At 48.5% G+C, this 18,620-nt stretch carries 17 protein-coding genes; 14 read left to right on the forward strand and 3 right to left on the reverse strand.

The genetic code is table 11. The features are described 5' to 3' along the window. Positions 1 to 223 precede the first annotated feature (223 nt). A complete protein-coding gene (adhE, locus tag CPY98_RS09410; RefSeq protein ID WP_025801183.1) occupies positions 224 to 2,893 on the reverse strand; it encodes a bifunctional acetaldehyde-CoA/alcohol dehydrogenase in 2,670 nt (889 codons plus the stop codon). Positions 2,894 to 3,487: 594 nt separating this feature from the next. On the opposite strand from adhE, the gene CPY98_RS09415 reads away from it, so the two are divergent. The 12 genes from CPY98_RS09415 (at position 3,488) to ycfP (ending at position 14,757) form a co-directional block, all read left to right on the forward strand. Beyond that, on the forward strand, positions 3,488 to 4,132 hold the full coding sequence (locus CPY98_RS09415) for a YchE family NAAT transporter (protein WP_025801184.1): 645 nt from the start codon (positions 3,488 to 3,490) through the stop codon (positions 4,130 to 4,132). 750 nt (positions 4,133 to 4,882) lie between these two features. After that, positions 4,883 to 6,520, forward strand: a complete 1,638-nt coding sequence (oppA, locus tag CPY98_RS09420) for an oligopeptide ABC transporter substrate-binding protein OppA (RefSeq protein ID WP_025801185.1) — start codon at positions 4,883 to 4,885, stop codon at positions 6,518 to 6,520. A 136-nt stretch (positions 6,521 to 6,656) separates the two neighbouring features. Beyond that, positions 6,657 to 7,577, forward strand: coding sequence for an oligopeptide ABC transporter permease OppB (gene oppB / locus CPY98_RS09425; RefSeq protein WP_025801186.1), 921 nt, complete (start codon positions 6,657 to 6,659; stop codon positions 7,575 to 7,577). A 15-nt stretch (positions 7,578 to 7,592) separates the two neighbouring features. Continuing rightward, positions 7,593 to 8,501 (forward strand): oligopeptide ABC transporter permease OppC, encoded by a 909-nt coding sequence (oppC, locus tag CPY98_RS09430; RefSeq protein WP_025801187.1) that lies wholly within the window; start codon positions 7,593 to 7,595, stop codon positions 8,499 to 8,501. A 10-nt stretch (positions 8,502 to 8,511) separates the two neighbouring features. Further along, positions 8,512 to 9,501, forward strand: coding sequence for an ABC transporter ATP-binding protein (locus CPY98_RS09435; RefSeq protein ID WP_096387464.1), 990 nt, complete (start codon positions 8,512 to 8,514; stop codon positions 9,499 to 9,501). Further along, a complete protein-coding gene (gene oppF, locus CPY98_RS09440) occupies positions 9,498 to 10,496 on the forward strand; it encodes a murein tripeptide/oligopeptide ABC transporter ATP binding protein OppF (protein ID WP_096387465.1) in 999 nt (332 codons plus the stop codon). Before CPY98_RS09435 ends, oppF begins: the two co-directional genes overlap by 4 nt. 189 nt (positions 10,497 to 10,685) lie before the next feature. Then, a complete protein-coding gene (gene hinT, locus CPY98_RS09445; RefSeq protein WP_025801190.1) occupies positions 10,686 to 11,036 on the forward strand; it encodes a purine nucleoside phosphoramidase in 351 nt (116 codons plus the stop codon). 54 nt (positions 11,037 to 11,090) lie between these two features. Next, positions 11,091 to 11,480, forward strand: coding sequence for a YcfL family protein (locus tag CPY98_RS09450; protein WP_025801191.1), 390 nt, complete (start codon positions 11,091 to 11,093; stop codon positions 11,478 to 11,480). Between the two features lie 30 nt (positions 11,481 to 11,510). Next, entirely contained in the window at positions 11,511 to 12,110 is a 600-nt protein-coding gene (lpoB, locus tag CPY98_RS09455) for a penicillin-binding protein activator LpoB (protein ID WP_096387467.1), read from the forward strand. A 4-nt stretch (positions 12,111 to 12,114) separates the two neighbouring features. Then, the gene (locus CPY98_RS09460; RefSeq protein ID WP_096387469.1) at positions 12,115 to 12,981 is read left to right on the forward strand and encodes a phosphotransferase; all 867 of its coding nucleotides are present in this window, start codon (positions 12,115 to 12,117) and stop codon (positions 12,979 to 12,981) included. 145 nt (positions 12,982 to 13,126) lie between these two features. After that, on the forward strand, positions 13,127 to 14,146 hold the full coding sequence (gene nagZ, locus CPY98_RS09465) for a beta-N-acetylhexosaminidase (RefSeq protein ID WP_096387471.1): 1,020 nt from the start codon (positions 13,127 to 13,129) through the stop codon (positions 14,144 to 14,146). A 68-nt stretch (positions 14,147 to 14,214) separates the two neighbouring features. Further along, a complete protein-coding gene (ycfP, locus tag CPY98_RS09470) occupies positions 14,215 to 14,757 on the forward strand; it encodes an alpha/beta hydrolase YcfP (protein ID WP_025801195.1) in 543 nt (180 codons plus the stop codon). A gap of 59 nt (positions 14,758 to 14,816) precedes the next feature. Here ycfP and potD read toward each other — a convergent pair whose 3' ends face one another. Both potD and cadB read right to left on the reverse strand, forming a co-directional pair. After that, positions 14,817 to 15,881 (reverse strand): spermidine/putrescine ABC transporter substrate-binding protein PotD, encoded by a 1,065-nt coding sequence (gene potD / locus CPY98_RS09475; protein ID WP_040045059.1) that lies wholly within the window; start codon positions 15,879 to 15,881, stop codon positions 14,817 to 14,819. Between the two features lie 222 nt (positions 15,882 to 16,103). Further along, positions 16,104 to 17,453, reverse strand: a complete 1,350-nt coding sequence (gene cadB / locus CPY98_RS09485) for a cadaverine/lysine antiporter (RefSeq protein ID WP_025801198.1) — start codon at positions 17,451 to 17,453, stop codon at positions 16,104 to 16,106. A gap of 333 nt (positions 17,454 to 17,786) precedes the next feature. Between cadB and CPY98_RS09490 the strand changes: the two genes are divergently transcribed. Together CPY98_RS09490 and CPY98_RS09495 are read left to right on the forward strand one after the other, a co-directional pair. Then, positions 17,787 to 18,188 (forward strand): MerR family transcriptional regulator, encoded by a 402-nt coding sequence (locus CPY98_RS09490; protein WP_096387475.1) that lies wholly within the window; start codon positions 17,787 to 17,789, stop codon positions 18,186 to 18,188. Next, positions 18,157 to 18,543, forward strand: coding sequence for a carboxymuconolactone decarboxylase family protein (locus tag CPY98_RS09495; RefSeq protein WP_172863840.1), 387 nt, complete (start codon positions 18,157 to 18,159; stop codon positions 18,541 to 18,543). Before CPY98_RS09490 ends, CPY98_RS09495 begins: the two co-directional genes overlap by 32 nt. The last annotated feature ends 77 nt before the right edge of the window (positions 18,544 to 18,620 follow it).

Raw genomic sequence — 18,620 nt, forward strand, 5'->3', positions numbered from 1 at the left:
TCTTCTATATTTCTTCCTCCTTAAATCATTAATCTGTAGCCAGACTTGTGATGATGGACGAATATTGCCGCATAGGGCACGGGGATTGTATGTTTGGTTTCGTACTCGTTTATATGTCTTTCCCATCTTCTGATGATAGAGAAGCATTGAGTGAATAGGGAGATACAATAGGCATAAAAAAACCCGCCAGCGGCGGGTTTTATATTTATATAAGGGAATCTAATTATTTCTTAGATTTTTTCTCAGCTTTAGCAGCAGGTGCTTTTACGGCTTCAACTTCGTGTGATTCGCTGAACTCACGACCGTAGAAAGTATCCATCAGAATTTGCTTCAGTTCTGAGATCAGTGGGTAGCGCGGGTTCGCACCGGTACACTGGTCATCGAACGCATCTTCAGACAGTTTGTCCACTTTAGCCAAGAAGTCTGCTTCTTGAACGCCAGCTTCACGGATAGATGCTGGAATGCCCAGATCTGCCTTGATGCTATCCAACCATGCTAACAGTTTTTCAATCTTCGCAGCAGTACGGTCGCCCGGTGCGCTCAGACCTAAATGATCTGCAATTTCAGCATAACGACGACGAGCCTGAGGGCGGTCATACTGGCTGAAAGCAGTCTGTTTAGTTGGGTTATCGTTCGCGTTATAGCGGATAACGTTAGAAATCAGCAGGGCGTTTGCTAAGCCGTGTGGGATATGGAACTCAGAACCCAGTTTGTGGGCCATGGAGTGACATACACCCAAGAAGGCGTTGGCAAATGCGATACCAGCGATAGTTGCCGCGTTGTGAACACGTTCACGAGCAACAGGGTTTTTCGCCCCTTCGTGGTAGCTTGCTGGCAGGTTTTCTTTCAGCAGTTTCAGCGCTTGCAGAGCCTGACCGTCAGAGTATTCGTTAGCCAGAACAGAAACGTAAGCTTCTAAAGCATGGGTCACGGCATCCAAACCACCGAACGCACACAGTGATTTAGGCATATTCATGACTAAGTTAGCATCAACGATCGCCATGTCTGGTGTTAATGCATAGTCAGCCAGTGGATATTTCTGACCTGTTGCATCATCGGTTACCACAGCAAACGGAGTGACTTCTGAACCGGTACCTGAAGTGGTGGTGACGGCGATCATTTTCGCTTTCACACCCATTTTAGGGAACTTGTAGATACGCTTACGGATATCCATGAAGCGCAGAGCCAGTTCTTCAAAGTGAGTTTCAGGATGTTCGTACATCACCCACATAATTTTGGCTGCGTCCATTGGTGAACCACCACCCAGCGCGATAATCACGTCTGGTTTGAAGGAGTTCATCAGCTCTGCACCTTTACGTACGATGCTCAGCGTTGGGTCAGCTTCAACTTCGAAGAAGACTTCAGTTTCGATACCGTGACCTTTCAGAACTTTGGTGATCTGATCGGCATAACCGTTGTTGAACAGGAAGCGGTCAGTCACGATGAAGGCACGTTTTGCACCATCAGAGGCTACTTCATCCAGCGCGATTGGCAGAGAGCCACGGCGGAAGTAGATAGATTTCGGAAGTTTATGCCACAACATGTTTTCTGCTCGCTTCGCCACGGTTTTTTTGTTCATCAGGTGTTTAGGCCCGACGTTTTCAGAGATGGAGTTACCACCCCAAGAACCACAACCCAGAGTCAAAGATGGAGCAAGTTTGAAGTTATACAGGTCACCGATACCACCCTGAGAAGCAGGGGTGTTGATCAGGATACGTGCAGTCTTCATTTTTTCGCCGAAGTAGTTCACACGCTCAGGTTGGTTATCCTGATCGGTATACAGGCAAGAGGTATGGCCGATACCACCCATCTCAACCAGTTTCTCAGCTTTAGTGACAGCTTCTTCAAAGTTTTTAGCGCGGTACATTGCCAGCGTTGGAGACAGTTTTTCATGAGCGAATGGTTCAGACTCATCAACAACTTTCACTTCACCAATCAGGATTTTGGTGGTTGCTGGAACAGTGATGCCGGCCATTTTTGCAATTTCAGTGGCTGGCTGGCCTACGATAGCCGCATTCAGGCCACCGTTTTTCAGGATGATATCCTGAACGGCTTTCAATTCTTTACCTTGCAGCATATAGCCGCCGTGAGTCGCAAAACGCTCACGCACTGCGTCATACACGGAGTCAACTACGATAACGGACTGTTCTGAAGCACAGATCACGCCGTTGTCGAAGGTTTTAGACATCAGGATAGAAGCAACAACACGTTTGATGTCGGCAGTTTCGTCAACAACAACCGGTGTGTTACCAGCACCAACGCCGATAGCAGGTTTACCTGAGCTATACGCTGCTTTAACCATGCCTGGGCCACCGGTGGCCAGAATCAGGTTAATGTCTGGGTGATGCATCAGTTGGTTAGACAGTTCAACGCTAGGCTGATCGATCCAGCCGATGATGTCTTTTGGTGCGCCAGCTGCGATAGCAGCCTGCAAAACGATATCCGCGGCTTTGTTCGTGGCGTTTTTGGCACGAGGATGCGGAGAGAAGATGATGCCGTTACGGGTTTTCAGGCTGATTAACGCCTTGAAGATGGCCGTAGAGGTTGGGTTAGTGGTCGGTACGATACCGCAGATGATACCGATAGGTTCAGCGATAGTGATAGTACCGAAAGTGTCGTCCTGAGACAGGATGCCACAGGTTTTTTCATCTTTGTAGGCGTTATAGATATATTCGGATGCAAAGTGGTTTTTAATCACTTTGTCTTCCACGATACCCATACCTGATTCCTCAACGGCTAATTTAGCCAATGGGATACGGGCATCAGCAGCAGCCAGAGCGGCGGCGCGGAAGATTTTATCTACTTGTTCTTGAGTGTAATTGGCAAACTCACGCTGGGCTTTTTTAACACGTGCTACTAACGCATCTAGTTCAGCGATATTGGTTACAGCCATAATGCTCTCCTGATAATGTTAAACTTTTTTAGTCAATGAGCCGCACAAGCAACAAGTATAGACAGATAAATGTGCTCTCTTTCAGAAACTTCACTTACTGAAAAGTTCCCGTTGGCTGATTTGCTAAAACAGCTTAGCTAGCAGTGGAGAAGTAAAGCCTGTGTTAAACATGAACGGTTTGGCTTTCTGCTAATCAGTGGGCCAGACGATAATAGCAGGCCTTTACTGTGACTCTGAGCTTACCCATTCTTAGGTAGTTGTTTTGTGATTTAGCTCACAAAAATGTCAAGCTGACACCTTTCAGCAGTGCGGTATTGAGAGCTTTTATCATTAACAACTAAAAGCGCCGTATTTTGCAGCGAAGTATCGATAAAATAAAACATTTTTGCAACAATGAGCCTCTTTTTGCGCTTCCCGTTAAATGCAGTAAGAAATTCGTACATTGAGCATAGATCGGGGCCACTATTTCCATTACATTACGCCGCAAGAACGTATCACTCTATCGTGATTTGCTAACATTGTTCACCACGCTGATTTGCTCGTGACAATGTTAAGAATGACAGTCGCGTTAATAACATGGTTTTGGAGAGCATGGTGAGCCAGTCTTTGCTGGATTTATCTGGTTACATTAAGTTTTTTGTTGGTCTCTTCGCATTGGTCAATCCGGTGGGTATTCTGCCGGTGTTTATCAGTATGACGAGCTATCAGGCGGTTGCAGCGCGCAACAAAACCAACCTGACGGCTAACACGTCGGTTGCCATCATTTTGATCTCTTCTTTATTGCTGGGTGATTCAATACTGATGTTCTTTGGCATCTCGATTGATTCCTTCCGTATTGCGGGTGGGATCTTGGTGGTGACGATTGCGATGTCGATGATTAGCGGGAAGTTGGGCGAGGATAAGCAGAACAAACAAGAAAAATCAGAAACTGCAATCCGAGAAAACGTGGGAGTTGTGCCGCTGGCATTGCCATTAATGGCAGGTCCCGGCGCCATCAGCTCAACGATAGTGTGGAGCTCTCGCTATCATGGCTGGCAAAACCTGCTCGGTTTTTCTCTGGCTATTATTCTGTTTGCGTTTTGTTGTTGGCTACTGTTTAGGGCCGCACCGCTGCTGGTTCGCCTGTTAGGTCAAACGGGTATTAACGTCATCACGCGAATTATGGGTCTGCTATTAATGGCGTTAGGCATTGAATTTATTGTTACGGGATTACGATCGATTTTCCCCGGCCTGTTATAACTCTTCAAATATTGCGACCTGATGAAACCGCTGTCGGCAATGCCGATGGCGGTTTTTTTAACTGGGCCACCTATTTGCCTTGATCGCTCACTATTCCTCATTTCAGCGATAAACCTGCGCTATTTCAATAAGTTTGTTTTACTTACGTGATGATTTATTGACGTAATAAGCACAAATTTTGTTCAGAAAATCACATCATAACATTCTGTTGAAACCCGTTATTAGTGGGCTTATCGAACGCTCATAAGATCATCAATGGTTGAATCTGCTTACATTTGTTAATTTAACGATGTATTACTTCATGACTTTCCTTAAGACTGAATGATTCGCTTTATAACATAGCTTCAAGAAAAGATATTATGTTATATCAGCGAGTTATCATTGATCTTTCCCCTCCCTCAGTGCAGTCTGTCAGAACGTCATCGTTTCAATAAAGAGAATTGCGTAACATTTCTATAAAAATAATTAGCAGTGATTTTAACCATCTGTTAGCTTCTGGGCATAATCACTACGCTTAGCGTTGATGAGAAAACTTTGTGCTGAAGTATTAATAGAAAAGTTTCGCTGAATATTTTGACGTCTGATCTGAGTCAAAGAGTGTTGTCAGTAAAAGTTCTAGATCTGAAAGGATAATGACGTTTTAAAACCACCTATCGTATCGACAACTTCGTTCCTTGTCGGTGCGGCCATAAAGCTAACAAAAGTTGGCATGTCCTCATGGACATCTTATTAAAGGGGAGTGGGTATACAATGAGCAAACACATCAAAAAGAATTTACTGGCCGTAAGCGTTATGGCGGCGTTGGGCATGTTTAGCATTGCGCAAGTGCAGGCGGCGGATGTTCCTGCCGGTGTAAAACTGGCCGATAAGCAGGAGCTGGTTAAAAATAACGGCTCTGAAGTTCAGTCATTAGACCCGCATAAAATTGAAGGCGTACCTGAAAACAACGTCACTAATGACTTGATGGAAGGTTTAACCCAGCATGATCCGCAGGGTAAAACGATCCCTGGCACGGCGGTGAGTTGGGATAATAAAGATTTTAAAGTATGGACTTTCCATATTCGCCCAGATGCTAAATGGTCAAATGGCCAGCCTGTTACCGCAGAAGATTTTGTGTATAGCTGGCAGCGTATTGTTGATCCTAAAACCGCATCGCCTTATGCCAGTTATCTGCAATACGCTCACGTTGAAAACGTAGATGACATTATTGCGGGCAAAAAAGATAAATCAACGCTAGGCGTGAAAGCGCTTGATGATAAAACTTTCCAAATTACGTTAACCGAGCCCGTACCGTATTTAGCGGAAATGACGTCGCATTACGCGATGAAACCGGTCAACAAAGCCGTGGTGGAGAAATTTGGCGACAAATGGACGCTGCCAGAAAACTATGTCAGCAACGGCGCTTATAAATTAAAAGATTGGGTTGTTAACGAGCGTATTGTTTTAGAGCGTAACCCTGAATATTGGGACAATGCAAAAACCATAATTAATAAAGTCACGTTCCTGCCTATTGCTTCAGAAGTCACCGACGTTAACCGCTATCGTACCGGCGAAATTGATGTCACCTATAATAATATGCCGATCGAACTATTCCAGAAGTTGAAAAAAGAGATCCCACAGGAAGTTAAAGCCGATCCGTATTTATGTACTTACTATTATGAAATAAATAACCAGAAGCCACCGTTTAACGATGAGCGTGTGCGTGAGGCGCTCAAGTTAGGGATGGATCGCGATATCATCGTCAATAAAGTCAAAAATCAAGGCGACCTGCCAGCTTACAGTTTCACTCCTCCCTATACCGATGGCGCTAAGTTAACACCGCCAGAGTGGTTTGGCTGGTCACAGGCAAAACGTAATGAAGAAGCCAAAAAGCTGCTCGCCGCTGCGGGCTATGGCCCAGATAAGCCACTGACGTTTAACCTGTTGTACAACACTTCCGATCTGCACAAAAAATTGGCGATTGCCGCAGCGTCCATCTGGAAGAAAAATCTGGGCGTGAACGTGAAACTGGAAAACCAAGAGTGGAAAACCTTCTTGGATACTCGCCATCAGGGCACTTACGATGTTTCGCGCGCGGGCTGGTGTGCTGATTACAACGAGCCAAGTTCATTCCTGAACATGATGCTGTCTGACAGCAGCAGTAACACCCCGCACTATAAGAGCGCGGCCTTTGATAAAATCATGGCTGGCGCACTGCAAACCAGCAGCAAAGAGGCGCGAGCCGCCGTTTATCAACAGGCTGAACAGCAGCTTGATAAAGATTCTGCCATTGTCCCTGTCTATTACTACGTCAATGCGCGTCTGGTGAAACCCTATGTAGGCGGTTATACCGGTAAAGATCCGCAAGATAACGTATACGATAAAAACTTGTACATTATTCAGCACTAATATATCTAAACTTATCAACGCCGTAGCAAATAAGGCTGCGGTGTTGATAATTGATATAGAAGTAGCAGTGGCGAGATAATCTCGCCGCTTTTCAAAAATATAATCAGCCATAAGGCTGAAGTGCAGGGCTAGGGCAATGTTAAAATTTATCTTTCGGCGCTTGCTTGAAGCGATACCGACGCTATTTATCCTGATCACCATCTCATTTTTCATGATGCGCTTAGCGCCGGGTAGCCCATTTACCGGTGAACGCGCTTTGCCGCCTGAGGTTCTGGCTAATATCGAAGCGAAATATCACCTTAACGATCCTATCTGGAAACAATACGGACATTATTTAGTCCAATTAGGCCACGGTGATTTCGGCCCTTCGTTTAAATATAAAGATTATTCGGTTAATGATTTAGTGAGTGCTTCATTTCCTGTTTCTGCCAAATTAGGTTTTGCCGCATTTTTATTGGCGGTGGTTTTTGGCGTAACGGCGGGCGTGCTGGCTGCGCTCAAACAAAATAGCAAATGGGATTATGCGGTTATGGGGGTGGCCATGACCGGTATTGTCATACCCAGTTTCGTGGTTGCGCCGTTATTGGTGTTAATTTTTGCCATTCAGCTGAAATGGCTACCGGGAGGCGGATGGAACGGTGGAGCGCTCAAATTTATGATTTTGCCGATGGTGGCACTCTCATTGGCTTATATTGCCAGCATCGCGCGTATTACCCGCGGCTCCATGATTGAAGTTCTACATTCCAACTTTATTCGTACCGCACGGGCGAAAGGCTTACCGATGCGTCGCATTATTTTGCGCCATGCATTGAAGCCTGCGCTGTTGCCGGTTCTCTCTTATTTAGGCCCAGCCTTTGTCGGCATTATTACGGGCTCGATGGTTATTGAAACTATTTATGGATTGCCGGGCATTGGCCAGCTGTTTGTCAACGGCGCGCTGAACCGTGACTATTCCCTGGTGCTGAGCCTAACCATTCTGGTTGGCGCGCTGACCATCCTGTTTAACGCGATTGTCGATGTGCTTTATGCCGTCATCGATCCGAAAATCCGTTACTGATTCGGGAGATCGCAGATGTTACTGAATAAAAAAAATGCGCAGGTGGTCGAAAACTTCGGTGAACAGCTGGAAGTGGAAGGGCGTAGCCTGTGGCAGGATGCGCGCCGTCGTTTCGTTCATAACCGCGCCGCGTTGGCGAGCCTGTTTGTACTTAGCCTGATCGCGCTATTTGTGATTTTTGCCCCTATGCTGTCGCAGTTTGCCTATGACGATACCGATTGGGGAATGATGTCATCGGCGCCAGATATGGAATCAGGACATTACTTTGGTACTGACTCATCAGGGCGTGATTTGCTGGTGCGGGTCGCGATTGGTGGCCGTATTTCGTTAATGGTAGGAATTGCGGCGGCGCTGGTTGCCGTGGTCGTTGGAACCTTGTATGGCGCGATGGCCGGTTACGTGGGTGGCAAAACCGACTCGGTGATGATGCGCCTGCTTGAGATCCTCAACTCCTTCCCATTCATGTTCTTCGTGATTTTGCTGGTGACCTTCTTTGGGCAAAACATCCTGCTGATCTTTGTGGCGATCGGCATGGTGTCGTGGTTGGACATGGCGCGTATCGTGCGTGGACAAACGTTGAGTTTGAAACGTAAAGAGTTTATTGAAGCCGCGCTGGTGGGCGGCGTATCCACACGCAAAATCGTCACTCGGCACATTGTTCCCAACGTGCTGGGCGTGGTGGTGGTGTATGCGTCTTTATTGGTGCCAAGCATGATTTTGTTTGAATCCTTCCTCAGCTTCTTAGGGCTAGGGACTCAAGAACCGTTAAGCAGTTGGGGCGCGTTGTTAAGCGATGGCGCCAACTCGATGGAAGTCTCTCCGTGGCTGCTGATGTATCCCGCTGCGTTTCTGGTTGTAACGCTATTCTGTTTCAACTTTATCGGCGATGGCCTGCGTGATGCCCTCGACCCGAAAGATCGTTAAGGAGTTTACGATGATGACAACAGATAAAAGCGCAGAGCGACTGCTGGCGGTAAAAGATCTCCGCGTCACCTTTACCACCAACGACGGTGATGTCACGGCGGTCAACGATTTAAACTTCTCGCTGCGTGCGGGTGAAACGCTCGGTATCGTTGGCGAGTCGGGGTCAGGGAAATCACAAACGGCGTTTGCGCTGATGGGATTATTAGCACAAAACGGTCGCATCGGTGGCTCCGCGCTGTTCAACGGGCGTGAAATACTCAATCTACCGGAGAAGCAGCTTAATAAACTGCGTGCCGAAGAGATTGCGATGATCTTCCAAGATCCGATGACGTCGCTGAATCCTTACATGCGCGTCGGTGAACAGCTGATGGAAGTGCTGATGCTGCATAAAGGCATGAGCAAAGCACAGGCATTTGAAGAGTCTGTGCGTATGCTTGATGCAGTAAAAATGCCGGAAGCGCGTAAACGCATGCGCATGTTCCCACATGAATTCTCCGGCGGTATGCGCCAACGCGTGATGATAGCCATGGCGCTGCTATGTCGGCCTAAACTTTTGATCGCCGATGAACCCACGACCGCGTTGGACGTTACGGTTCAGGCACAAATAATGACGCTGCTCAATGAGCTTAAAAGCGAGTTTAATACCGCAATTATCATGATCACTCACGATCTGGGCGTGGTTGCGGGCATCTGTGACAAAGTTCTGGTGATGTATGCGGGCCGCACCATGGAGTACGGTCAAGCGCGTGACGTGTTCTATTCGCCTAGCCATCCGTATTCGATTGGCCTGCTAAACGCCGTACCGCGTTTAGACGGCGAAAATGAATCCCTGCTGACCATCCCCGGCAATCCACCTAATCTGTTGCGCTTGCCGAAAGGTTGCCCATTCCAACCGCGTTGTCCTCACTCCACTGAGCAGTGTATGCAAATGCCGCCGTTGGAGTCGTTTGGTGAAGGGCGTTTACGCGCCTGCTTTAGAACCGTGGGGGAGTTGGCATGAGCAGCGAAGACAAAAAAGTATTGCTTGAAGTCGCCGATCTGAAGGTTCACTTCGAGATAAAAGACAACAAGGCGTGGTTCTGGCAGCCAGCCAAAACGTTGAAAGCGGTCGACGGCGTGACGCTGCGTCTGTATGAAGGCGAAACCTTAGGCGTGGTCGGTGAATCGGGCTGCGGTAAATCAACGCTGGCGCGTGCATTAATCGGTTTAGTGAAAGCCACCGATGGCCGTGTGGCGTGGCTCGGTAAGAATCTGCTGGGTATGGATGCCAAACACTGGCACGAAGTTCGCCACGACATCCAGATGATCTTCCAAGATCCGCTGGCGTCGCTGAACCCACGCATGACCATCGGTGAAATCATTGCGGAGCCGCTGCGGACATATCATCCCAAGATGGCGCGCAGCGAGGTGAAAGAACGTGTCAGAAACATGATGATGAAAGTGGGGTTATTGCCGAACCTGATTAACCGCTATCCTCATGAATTCTCCGGCGGTCAGTGCCAGCGCATCGGAATTGCCCGCGCGCTGATTTTGGAACCCAAGCTGATTATTTGTGACGAGCCGGTCTCCGCGCTCGATGTGTCTATTCAGGCGCAGGTGGTTAACCTACTGCAACAGCTTCAGCGAGAAATGGGGCTGTCACTGATCTTTATCGCGCACGATCTTGCCGTGGTAAAACATATTTCCGACCGCGTTTTGGTGATGTATCTCGGCCATGCCGTTGAGCTGGGCACCTATGATGAGGTGTACCATAATCCTCAGCATCCTTATACCAAAGCGCTGATGTCTGCGGTGCCGGTTCCCGATCCCGATTTAGAGCGCAACAAAAAAATTCAGCTATTGGAAGGGGAACTGCCTTCGCCGATCAATCCACCATCAGGCTGCGTGTTTCGCACTCGTTGCCCGATTGCTGGGCCTGAGTGTGCACAAACACGGCCTTTGATGGAGGGGAGTTTCCGTCATGCGGTTTCGTGTTTGAAGGTCGATCCGCTTTAGAAAGATAGCGCCAGGGGCACAAGGAGGTGTCCCTCTAATATTACTTATCGCGAGAAAGACCGCGCTATTTCGGCTGATTTTCCCTCACTTGATGATTTGTCTCCCTCTCAGGCTTGAAAGCCGAGCTCGCTCTACTCATACTGCAAGCACAAGATTTTTATCTCAATTGATTGCTAAAGGATATTCGTCATGGCAGAAGAAACTATTTTCAGCAAAATTATTCGTCGTGAGATCCCGTCTGATATCGTTTATCAGGACGACTTAGTGACTGCATTCCGTGATATTTCTCCACAGGCACCTAGCCATATTCTGATTATCCCTAACCAGCTGATCCCAACGGTGAATGACGTTAAGCCAGAAGATGAAGCGGCGCTGGGCCGAATGGTCACGGTGGCGGCAAAAATTGCGCAGCAGGAAGGCATTGCCGAAGACGGCTATCGCCTGATTATCAACTGCAACCGTCATGCGGGGCAGGAGGTTTATCATATCCACATGCATCTGCTGGGCGGTCGTTCACTCGGTCCTTTGCTCGCTCGTTAATCTTATTTTGCCTCGTTTTGCTCGGCAGAAAATATTCAGTTGGAGTTCACCGTTATGCGATTCTCATTATCCAGATGTACATTGACGGTGATCTTGCCGCTGGCATTACTCGCAGGCTGTAGTTCGCCGAGCCACATCGCCGTGAGCGATGGGCAGCGGGTGGTGATGGATCCTTCGGTACTCACGGCGGGCGTGACGGCGGATAACCCAACCGTATCATCGGGGGATATCTATCCTGTGGCCCGCGCGGTCGTGAACTATGGTGAAGAGCAACAGCCTGTCACGCTGAACTACCGTTTTTATTGGTATGACGCCAAAGGCCTCGATATCTTCCCCCATGAACCACCGCGGACGATTAAGCTAAACCCAGGTCAAGAAGTGCGTCTGGAATCAACAAGCGCGAATACCCGAGCAAAACAGGTACGCCTCTACCTCTATCTATAAATTAAGCCATAACCTCATGGGAGAGGGATGATGAAGAAGCTTTTAGGTGTGACATTCGCGGCGATGGTGCTGGCGGGCTGTCAAACGATCACGCATCAAGGCAGTGAAACCACGACTGAGCCAGAAAAGCCGACGCAAACACAGCCGCCGGTGACGGTGCCGACCACGCCGCCGGAACAGCCACCGGTGACTACGGTGCCAACGCCGCCAAAAGTGCAAAGCTTCAACTGGAGCGCCAGTTTAACGCCGCTGATTAATCAGATGCTAGGCTCGCCAGACGTCACCGCTGGCAGCGTTTTGCTGGTGGATAACGTGCAAAACCAAACCAATGGTAGCTTGCAGGTAGCAAACGCGACGGCTGAATTGAAAAAGGCGCTGCAACAGGGTAATAAATTTACGCTGGTTCCCGCCAATCAGGTCACCAGTGCCAAACAGTCACTGGGCTTATCTGCCGAAGATAGCTTAGGTTCACGCCGCAAAGCGATTGGTTTGGCGCGCATCGTTAACGCTCAATATGTGCTGTATAGCACGGTAGAGGGCGATGTGCAGTCACCTAAAGTGGCGATGCAGCTGATGTTAGTGCAGACCGGTGAGATTATTTGGTCTGGCAATGGGGCCGTGACACGCTGATTCTATGTCGAATGCTTTTCATCCCTCGTTGATGTCTGTGCGGGCCGTTCTGGCCCGCTGTTTTTCATCTGTAGCACCGCATCAGTGGCAGCTTTCACCGGTTGAAGGTTTGACCGGCATCAATTGGAAAGCGCAATTGAGTGACGGTGTCACTTATTTAATCCGTCCTCAAACGATTGAAAAAACGCAGTTAGGTATTGAGCGCAAACGTGAGGCTCATGCATTACAGCTAGCGGCCGCCTATGATCTCGCACCGCAAAGCTTAGGGCTGCACGATGGATGGTTAGTCACTGAATGGCTATCGGGCGACGTGCTCAACGAAACAACCTATCAGCCACACCTGCGAGATTTAGCCGAAAAAATCGTTATGCTGCATAACATAAAGCCCTGCGGACAGGCGCGAGATTTTCACCGTCATTGCCAATCCTACCGCCAGCTAAGCTCCCACCAGCGAATGACACCGCAAGGATTAAAGATTCATCAATACTGGCAGTCTCGCCAGGTTCCTCAGCCGTTGAAAGTCGCTTTGCTGCACATGGATATCCATCCGGGCAACATCGTTTTGACGTGTCACGGGCTGCGCTTGATTGATTGGGAGTATGCCGCAGTGGGTGATATTGCGTTGGATCTGGCCGCTATGTACCGTAGTTTCGGCTGGGAGTATGCACAGCGGCGCGATTTTACTCAGCGATACGTACAGGCCGGAGGCTATTGCGATGCGAAAAAATTGCAACAGCATGTTGAGCAATGGCTGCCGCGCGTCGATTATATGGCGTGGTTATGGTATGAAGTGCGTTGGCAACAATCAAAACAGAATTCATTTCGTGAGACCGCCAATCTATTGCTTTCACAGCTAAAAATGGGAAGGTAGCACAGATGCGGTATACGCGATAAAAACACTGACGGCGTGAACTCACGCCATCACGCAAAAATATAGCTAATACATACACCCTGAATAATTGGCGTAGCCAACACGGATGCAGCTTCAAGTATGACGGGTATAAAGGAGAATCCCTGTGGGTCCTGTAATGTTGGATGTGGCAGCCTATGAACTGGATGCCGAAGAGCGTGAAATTTTGCAGCATCCGCTGGTAGGCGGCCTGATTTTATTTACTCGAAACTTCCATGATGCCGAGCAGCTTCGCGAACTGGTGCGCCAGATCCGTGCGGCGTCACGCAATCGTCTGGTGATTGCGGTGGATCAGGAAGGGGGCCGAGTGCAGCGCTTCCGCGAAGGCTTTACGCGCCTGCCTGCCGCGCAGTCTTTTGCCGCAATAAATAGCGATGCACAAGGGCGCAGATTAGCACAGGAAGCGGGCTGGTTGATGGCCAACGAAATGATGGCGATGGATATCGATATCAGTTTTGCGCCTGTTCTAGATCTTGGTCACGGCAGCGCCGCCATTGGTGAACGTTCTTTCCATGAAGATCCGCAAATTGCGATTCGGATGGCGGAAAGCTTCATCGATGGTATGCATGAAGCGGGCATGAAAACCACGGGTAAGCATTTCCCTGGACACGGCGCAGTCACCGCTGACTCACATAAAGAAACGCCAATTGATCCACGTCCGCTGGAAGAAATCATTAATCATGATATGGTTATTTTTAACCAACTGAATTCACGTGCCAAGCTCGATGCGATTATGCCTGCTCATGTGATTTACCCTGCGGCGGATAGCCTGCCAGCCAGTGGTTCGCCATATTGGTTGAAGCAGGTGTTACGTCAGCAGCTCGGCTTTAACGGCGTGATCTTCTCTGATGACCTGTCAATGGAAGGTGCTGCGGTAATGGGTAGCTACGCCGAACGTGGGCAGGCCTCGCTGGATGCGGGCTGCGATATGGTTCTAGTGTGTAATCATCGCGCAGGCGCGGTAAGCGTGTTAGATAATTTGGCGCCGATCACCGCAGAACGCGTTAGCGCCCTGTATCATAATGGTAAATTTACACGTGAAGAGTTAATGGCTTCACCGCGCTGGAAAGCAGCGCATCAAGAGCTGGAGCAACTTCATCTGCGTTGGGAAGAGAGCAAAGCATAAGCTCGACGCTCAAATGACAATAACGCAAAGCGGCTGAGGGTTAGCCGCTTTTTGGGAGCAGTGAGAACATGATTATTTATCTTCACGGTTTTGATTCCACCAGTCCGGGCAATCACGAAAAAGTGATGCAGCTGCAGTTCATCGATCCCGACGTGCGTTTAATTAGCTACAGCACCCGTCATCCTCGCCACGATATGCAGCATCTGCTGAAAGAAGTCGATAAAGTGGTTCAGCAGGCCGGTGATAGCCATGCGCTGATTTGCGGCGTTGGCCTTGGCGGTTTTTGGGCTGAGCGTATTGGCTATCTGTGCGGTATTCGACAGGTGATGTTCAATCCTAATTTGTTCCCGCAGGAAAATATGGTGGGTAAGATTGACCGTCCAGAAGAGTATTTGGATATTGCGACCAAGTGCGTGGAAAACTTCCGTGAGAAGAATCGCGAACGCTGTTTAGCGGTGCTTTCTCGCAGCGATGAAGTGCTAGACAGCCAGCGTAGCGCTGAATATTTGCAGCCGTTCTATGAAATTATCTGGGATGAGCAGCAAACGCATAAATTTAAAAGTTTGTCGCAGCACCTACAAAAAATCCGCGCGTTTAAAACGGTTTCTTGAGGATTTTTGTTGTTGGATAATTCCCGGCATCCACACAGGGAGGCCGGGAAAGAGAGAGATTAACGACCTGCTTTCAGCTTCTGGAAGTAATTTTCGTAAATTTCACTGGCGCTGCCCACGTCATTTTGCCATTCGCCATGGGCGATGGTTTCTGCGTCAGGATACAGTGATTTATCGCCAGAAATTGATTTAGGCAACATCTTCTGAGCGGCTAAGTTCGGCGTTGGATAACCGATGGTTTTCGCCACCTGTACCGCGATTTCAGGGCGGAGCAGGAAGTTAATGAGCTTCATCGCACCTTCTGGATTTTTCGCATTTGCCGGAATCGACAGGCTATCCATCCAGAAAATCCCACCTTCTTTTGGCCAAATAACCTCTAGCGGCGTTCCAGCTTCACGAGCGACAAACGCTGAACCGTTCCAAACCATGCCCAGATTTACTTCGCCTTCCATATACGGGTTGGCTGGGTTATCTGAGTTGAAGGCCAGCACGTTAGGCATCAGCTTTTTCAGCTCTTCATAAGCGGCTTCAATCTGTTTGGGATCGGTGGTGTTGCCTGAATATCCAAGCTTCAACAGCGCCATCTGAAACACTTCGCGTGCGTCATCGGTTAACAGCAGGCTGCCTTTATATTCCGGCTTCCACAGATCGGCCCAGCTGGTCACGCTTTTTGGATCAATGGCATCGGAATTAACGCCGATGGCCGTCGCACCCCAGATATACGGAATGGAATAATCATTTTCCGGATCGAAAGGTTTGTGCAGCAGGTTTGGATCTAAGTTATGGAAATTGGTCAGCTTAGATTTGTCGATCTTTTGCAGCATACCTTCTTTACTCATTTTGGAAACAAAGTAAGTGGAAGGTACAACTAAGTCATATGCGCCGCTTTTATAGGTCTTCAGCTTGGCATACATAGTTTCGTTGGACTCGTAGGTGGAATAAATCACCTTAATGCCGGTTTCCTTGGTGAACTGCTCAAGCAGTCCCGGCGGCACATATTCAGTCCAGTTGTAGAAATAGACAGTGTTATTGTCATTTTCCGTTTTCGGCGCATCGGCAGCGATTGCGGCATTTACTCCCAAAGCCAACAAACCTGCGGCTACCAGAGGTGACCACTTTTTCATTCAGCGTATCCCTATAGTGAAGGTCGAAATAAAGAGAAAATCTCTATGAGTCCTGAATGGAACGCTTCAACAAGAACAAAATGTTTTTATGGGAGTCGCGCCACCAGGGCGGTCATTATAGGAGCCGTGGGAGTAGGGGTAAAGGTAAAGCGGGAGGAGGAAGACATTCGCGCCGCCAATCAAAAAAATGTAGCGGCGCAGCTAATCGAGCCAAATAAATGCTTAGCCTAAGTTATCATCAGGCGGTGGATTTTTCTTGAGTTGAACCGCATAGGCTTTTTCATGTTCCCCTTGCTTGCGGGCATAGAACATCAAAATGCTTAAGCTAATGATAAAGGTCGCGGTTAGCTTGATATTTTCTGCGCCTGACAAGGCGATAAAGCAGAAGATACAGCCTAACGTTGCGGCCATCACGCTCACAATATTTCTCAGCGAAGCGCCTTCCATACGAATCAACGCCACGCAGGAGTAGAAATACGGCAGCATGGTGAGCAGAACCGCGATCCCAATGAGTTCGCCAAAAATATCGGATGAGTTACTGCCTTTCGAGCTCATAAAGGTCATGAATGCCATCAGTAACGTCATTTTGATGGCTGACAAAATAATCCCTTTACGCGGTACGCCGTGGCTATCGACCTCGCCGTAAATTTTAGGGAAGTTGCCGTCGCGCGCGGCGCGTACGCCAGCCTGACCGACCAACATCATCCAAGAACCTAACGCCGCGAGGCAGGCAAATGCAGTAAAGGCAGACACCACCGGTGCGGCCCAACTGCCGACCATCAATGAGGTACTGGCGGCAAACGGTGCGCCGGTTTTCGCCATCACATCGGCAGGGAACATGCCGCTCATCACCTGTGTGGCTAAGATATAGACGATACCCGCCAGCGCAGTACCTAGCATGGTGGCGATAGGCACGGTACGCTGCGGGTTTTTAACTAACCCTGAACTGACTGCGGCCGACTCCACGCCGACAAACGCCCACAGACAAATCAAAATGCTGTGCATAACGGCTTTGCTATCGGTTTGGGTTGAGGTATTCCAGTTCGCCTGATAAAGCGCAGGATCAAACCAATGCCAGCCAGCAACGGCGGTACCAATCACGGGCACCAGAACCAGAATTAATCCCAGCGTGGTTAAGCGACTGACCCAGTTACCGCCCATCATATTCACCAACGCCATGATCCAGATAATCACAATGCTCGCGATACCTGCGGGAATAGGGTGATTGAGCGCAGGGAAAAAGACCGAGAGATACGCTACACCAGCCAAACAGTCGGCAAGGTTACCAATCCAGTTAGCGTGGTAGTAAAGAACGGCAGTTTGAAAACCGAACGCAGGGCCTAAACGGCCTGCATAGGCGATTGGCCCACCGACCTGTGGGTCGCGAGTCGTCAAACGCGCAAAGACATACGCCAAAGACATGGCCCCAATTAAAGTAATGAGCCAGCCGAAGAGTGCAATAGAACCAATTTTGGCGAGGTTCGCAGGCAGGAGCGCGATACCACTCCCCATCATGTTTCCCGCGACGATACCGGTACAGGCAATGAGCCCGATTTTTTTAGAAGACGCCATGTTAGCCCCGTTAACATCAAGCATTTGCTGTGTTCCGTCACGGCATGCTGTCGTTTTATCGAAAGAAATCCTGGGTGAATTATATGACAAATTGAGATGTTGATCACATTTGCCCCGCTGTTAACGACAATGCTTTGAGCTAAAACAGTTTTGTATAGTAATTGCTGTAGGAATAGACAATAACTATAGATCGCAGTGACGAGAAAGCGAATTAACGAGTGATGGTCTCATTAGCGTAAGGACACTTATCAATATTCCTCTAGCAACGGAGTTATTGCTTGACTTAGAGTTAACTCTAAGCCGTAAGGTATTGGTATCAAGCGAGGATGAGCAATGAAAATTGGTGAGTTAGCTAGGCGTACCGGCTTTAGCGCACATACGCTGCGTTATTATGAGCAGATCGGACTATTGCCGAAAATTAGTAAAGACACATCAGGACAGCGCAATTACGAACTAAGTGCGTTGGTGTGGTTAGGCTTTGTCCGTAAATTACGTGAAACCGGCATGCCTATACGTGAAATGGTTCGCTATGCAGAATTGCGTAATTTAGGGGATGGCACTGCTTCGGAACGTAAGATGATACTAATGGCGCATCGCCAAGAGGTTCAGTTGCAAATTGAGTTGTTACAAACTCATCTCCTCGCTATTGATGAAAAAGTTGCCTTTTACACGGCGAATTATCCAGATATTGAGGAAAATACCAATGACCAAACTTCAGCACGAAGATCGTTATAGCCGAGGCTTGCTGGCTCTGAGCCGTATTGATGGATCTGCGGGGGAAAACGTAGTGAAATCACTGGAAGATATTGCGCCAGATTTTGCCCGTTATCTGATCGAGTTTCCCTTTGGTGACATTTATTCAAGACCAGAGCTCGATTTACGAAGCCGAGAAATTGCGACAATCGCTGCGCTTACCGCTTTAGGTAATGCAACTGCGCAGTTGAAAGTTCATATTGAGGCGGGACTCAATGTAGGATTAACTAAGCAAGAAATTGTAGAGGTTATTATCCAGATGGCTGTATATGCTGGCTTCCCTGCCTCTCTGAACAGTTTGTTCACCGCAAAGCAGGTTTTTACTGAGCTATCATGAAATAGATGACTTAATTAACTAGCCTGATACAAATGCCAGCCACTTGAAGTGGCCGGCATGGTACTAAAGAAGATATG

The sequence above is a fragment of the Hafnia sp. CBA7124 genome (assembly GCF_002355555.1).
Classification (GTDB): domain Bacteria; phylum Pseudomonadota; class Gammaproteobacteria; order Enterobacterales; family Enterobacteriaceae; genus Hafnia; species Hafnia alvei.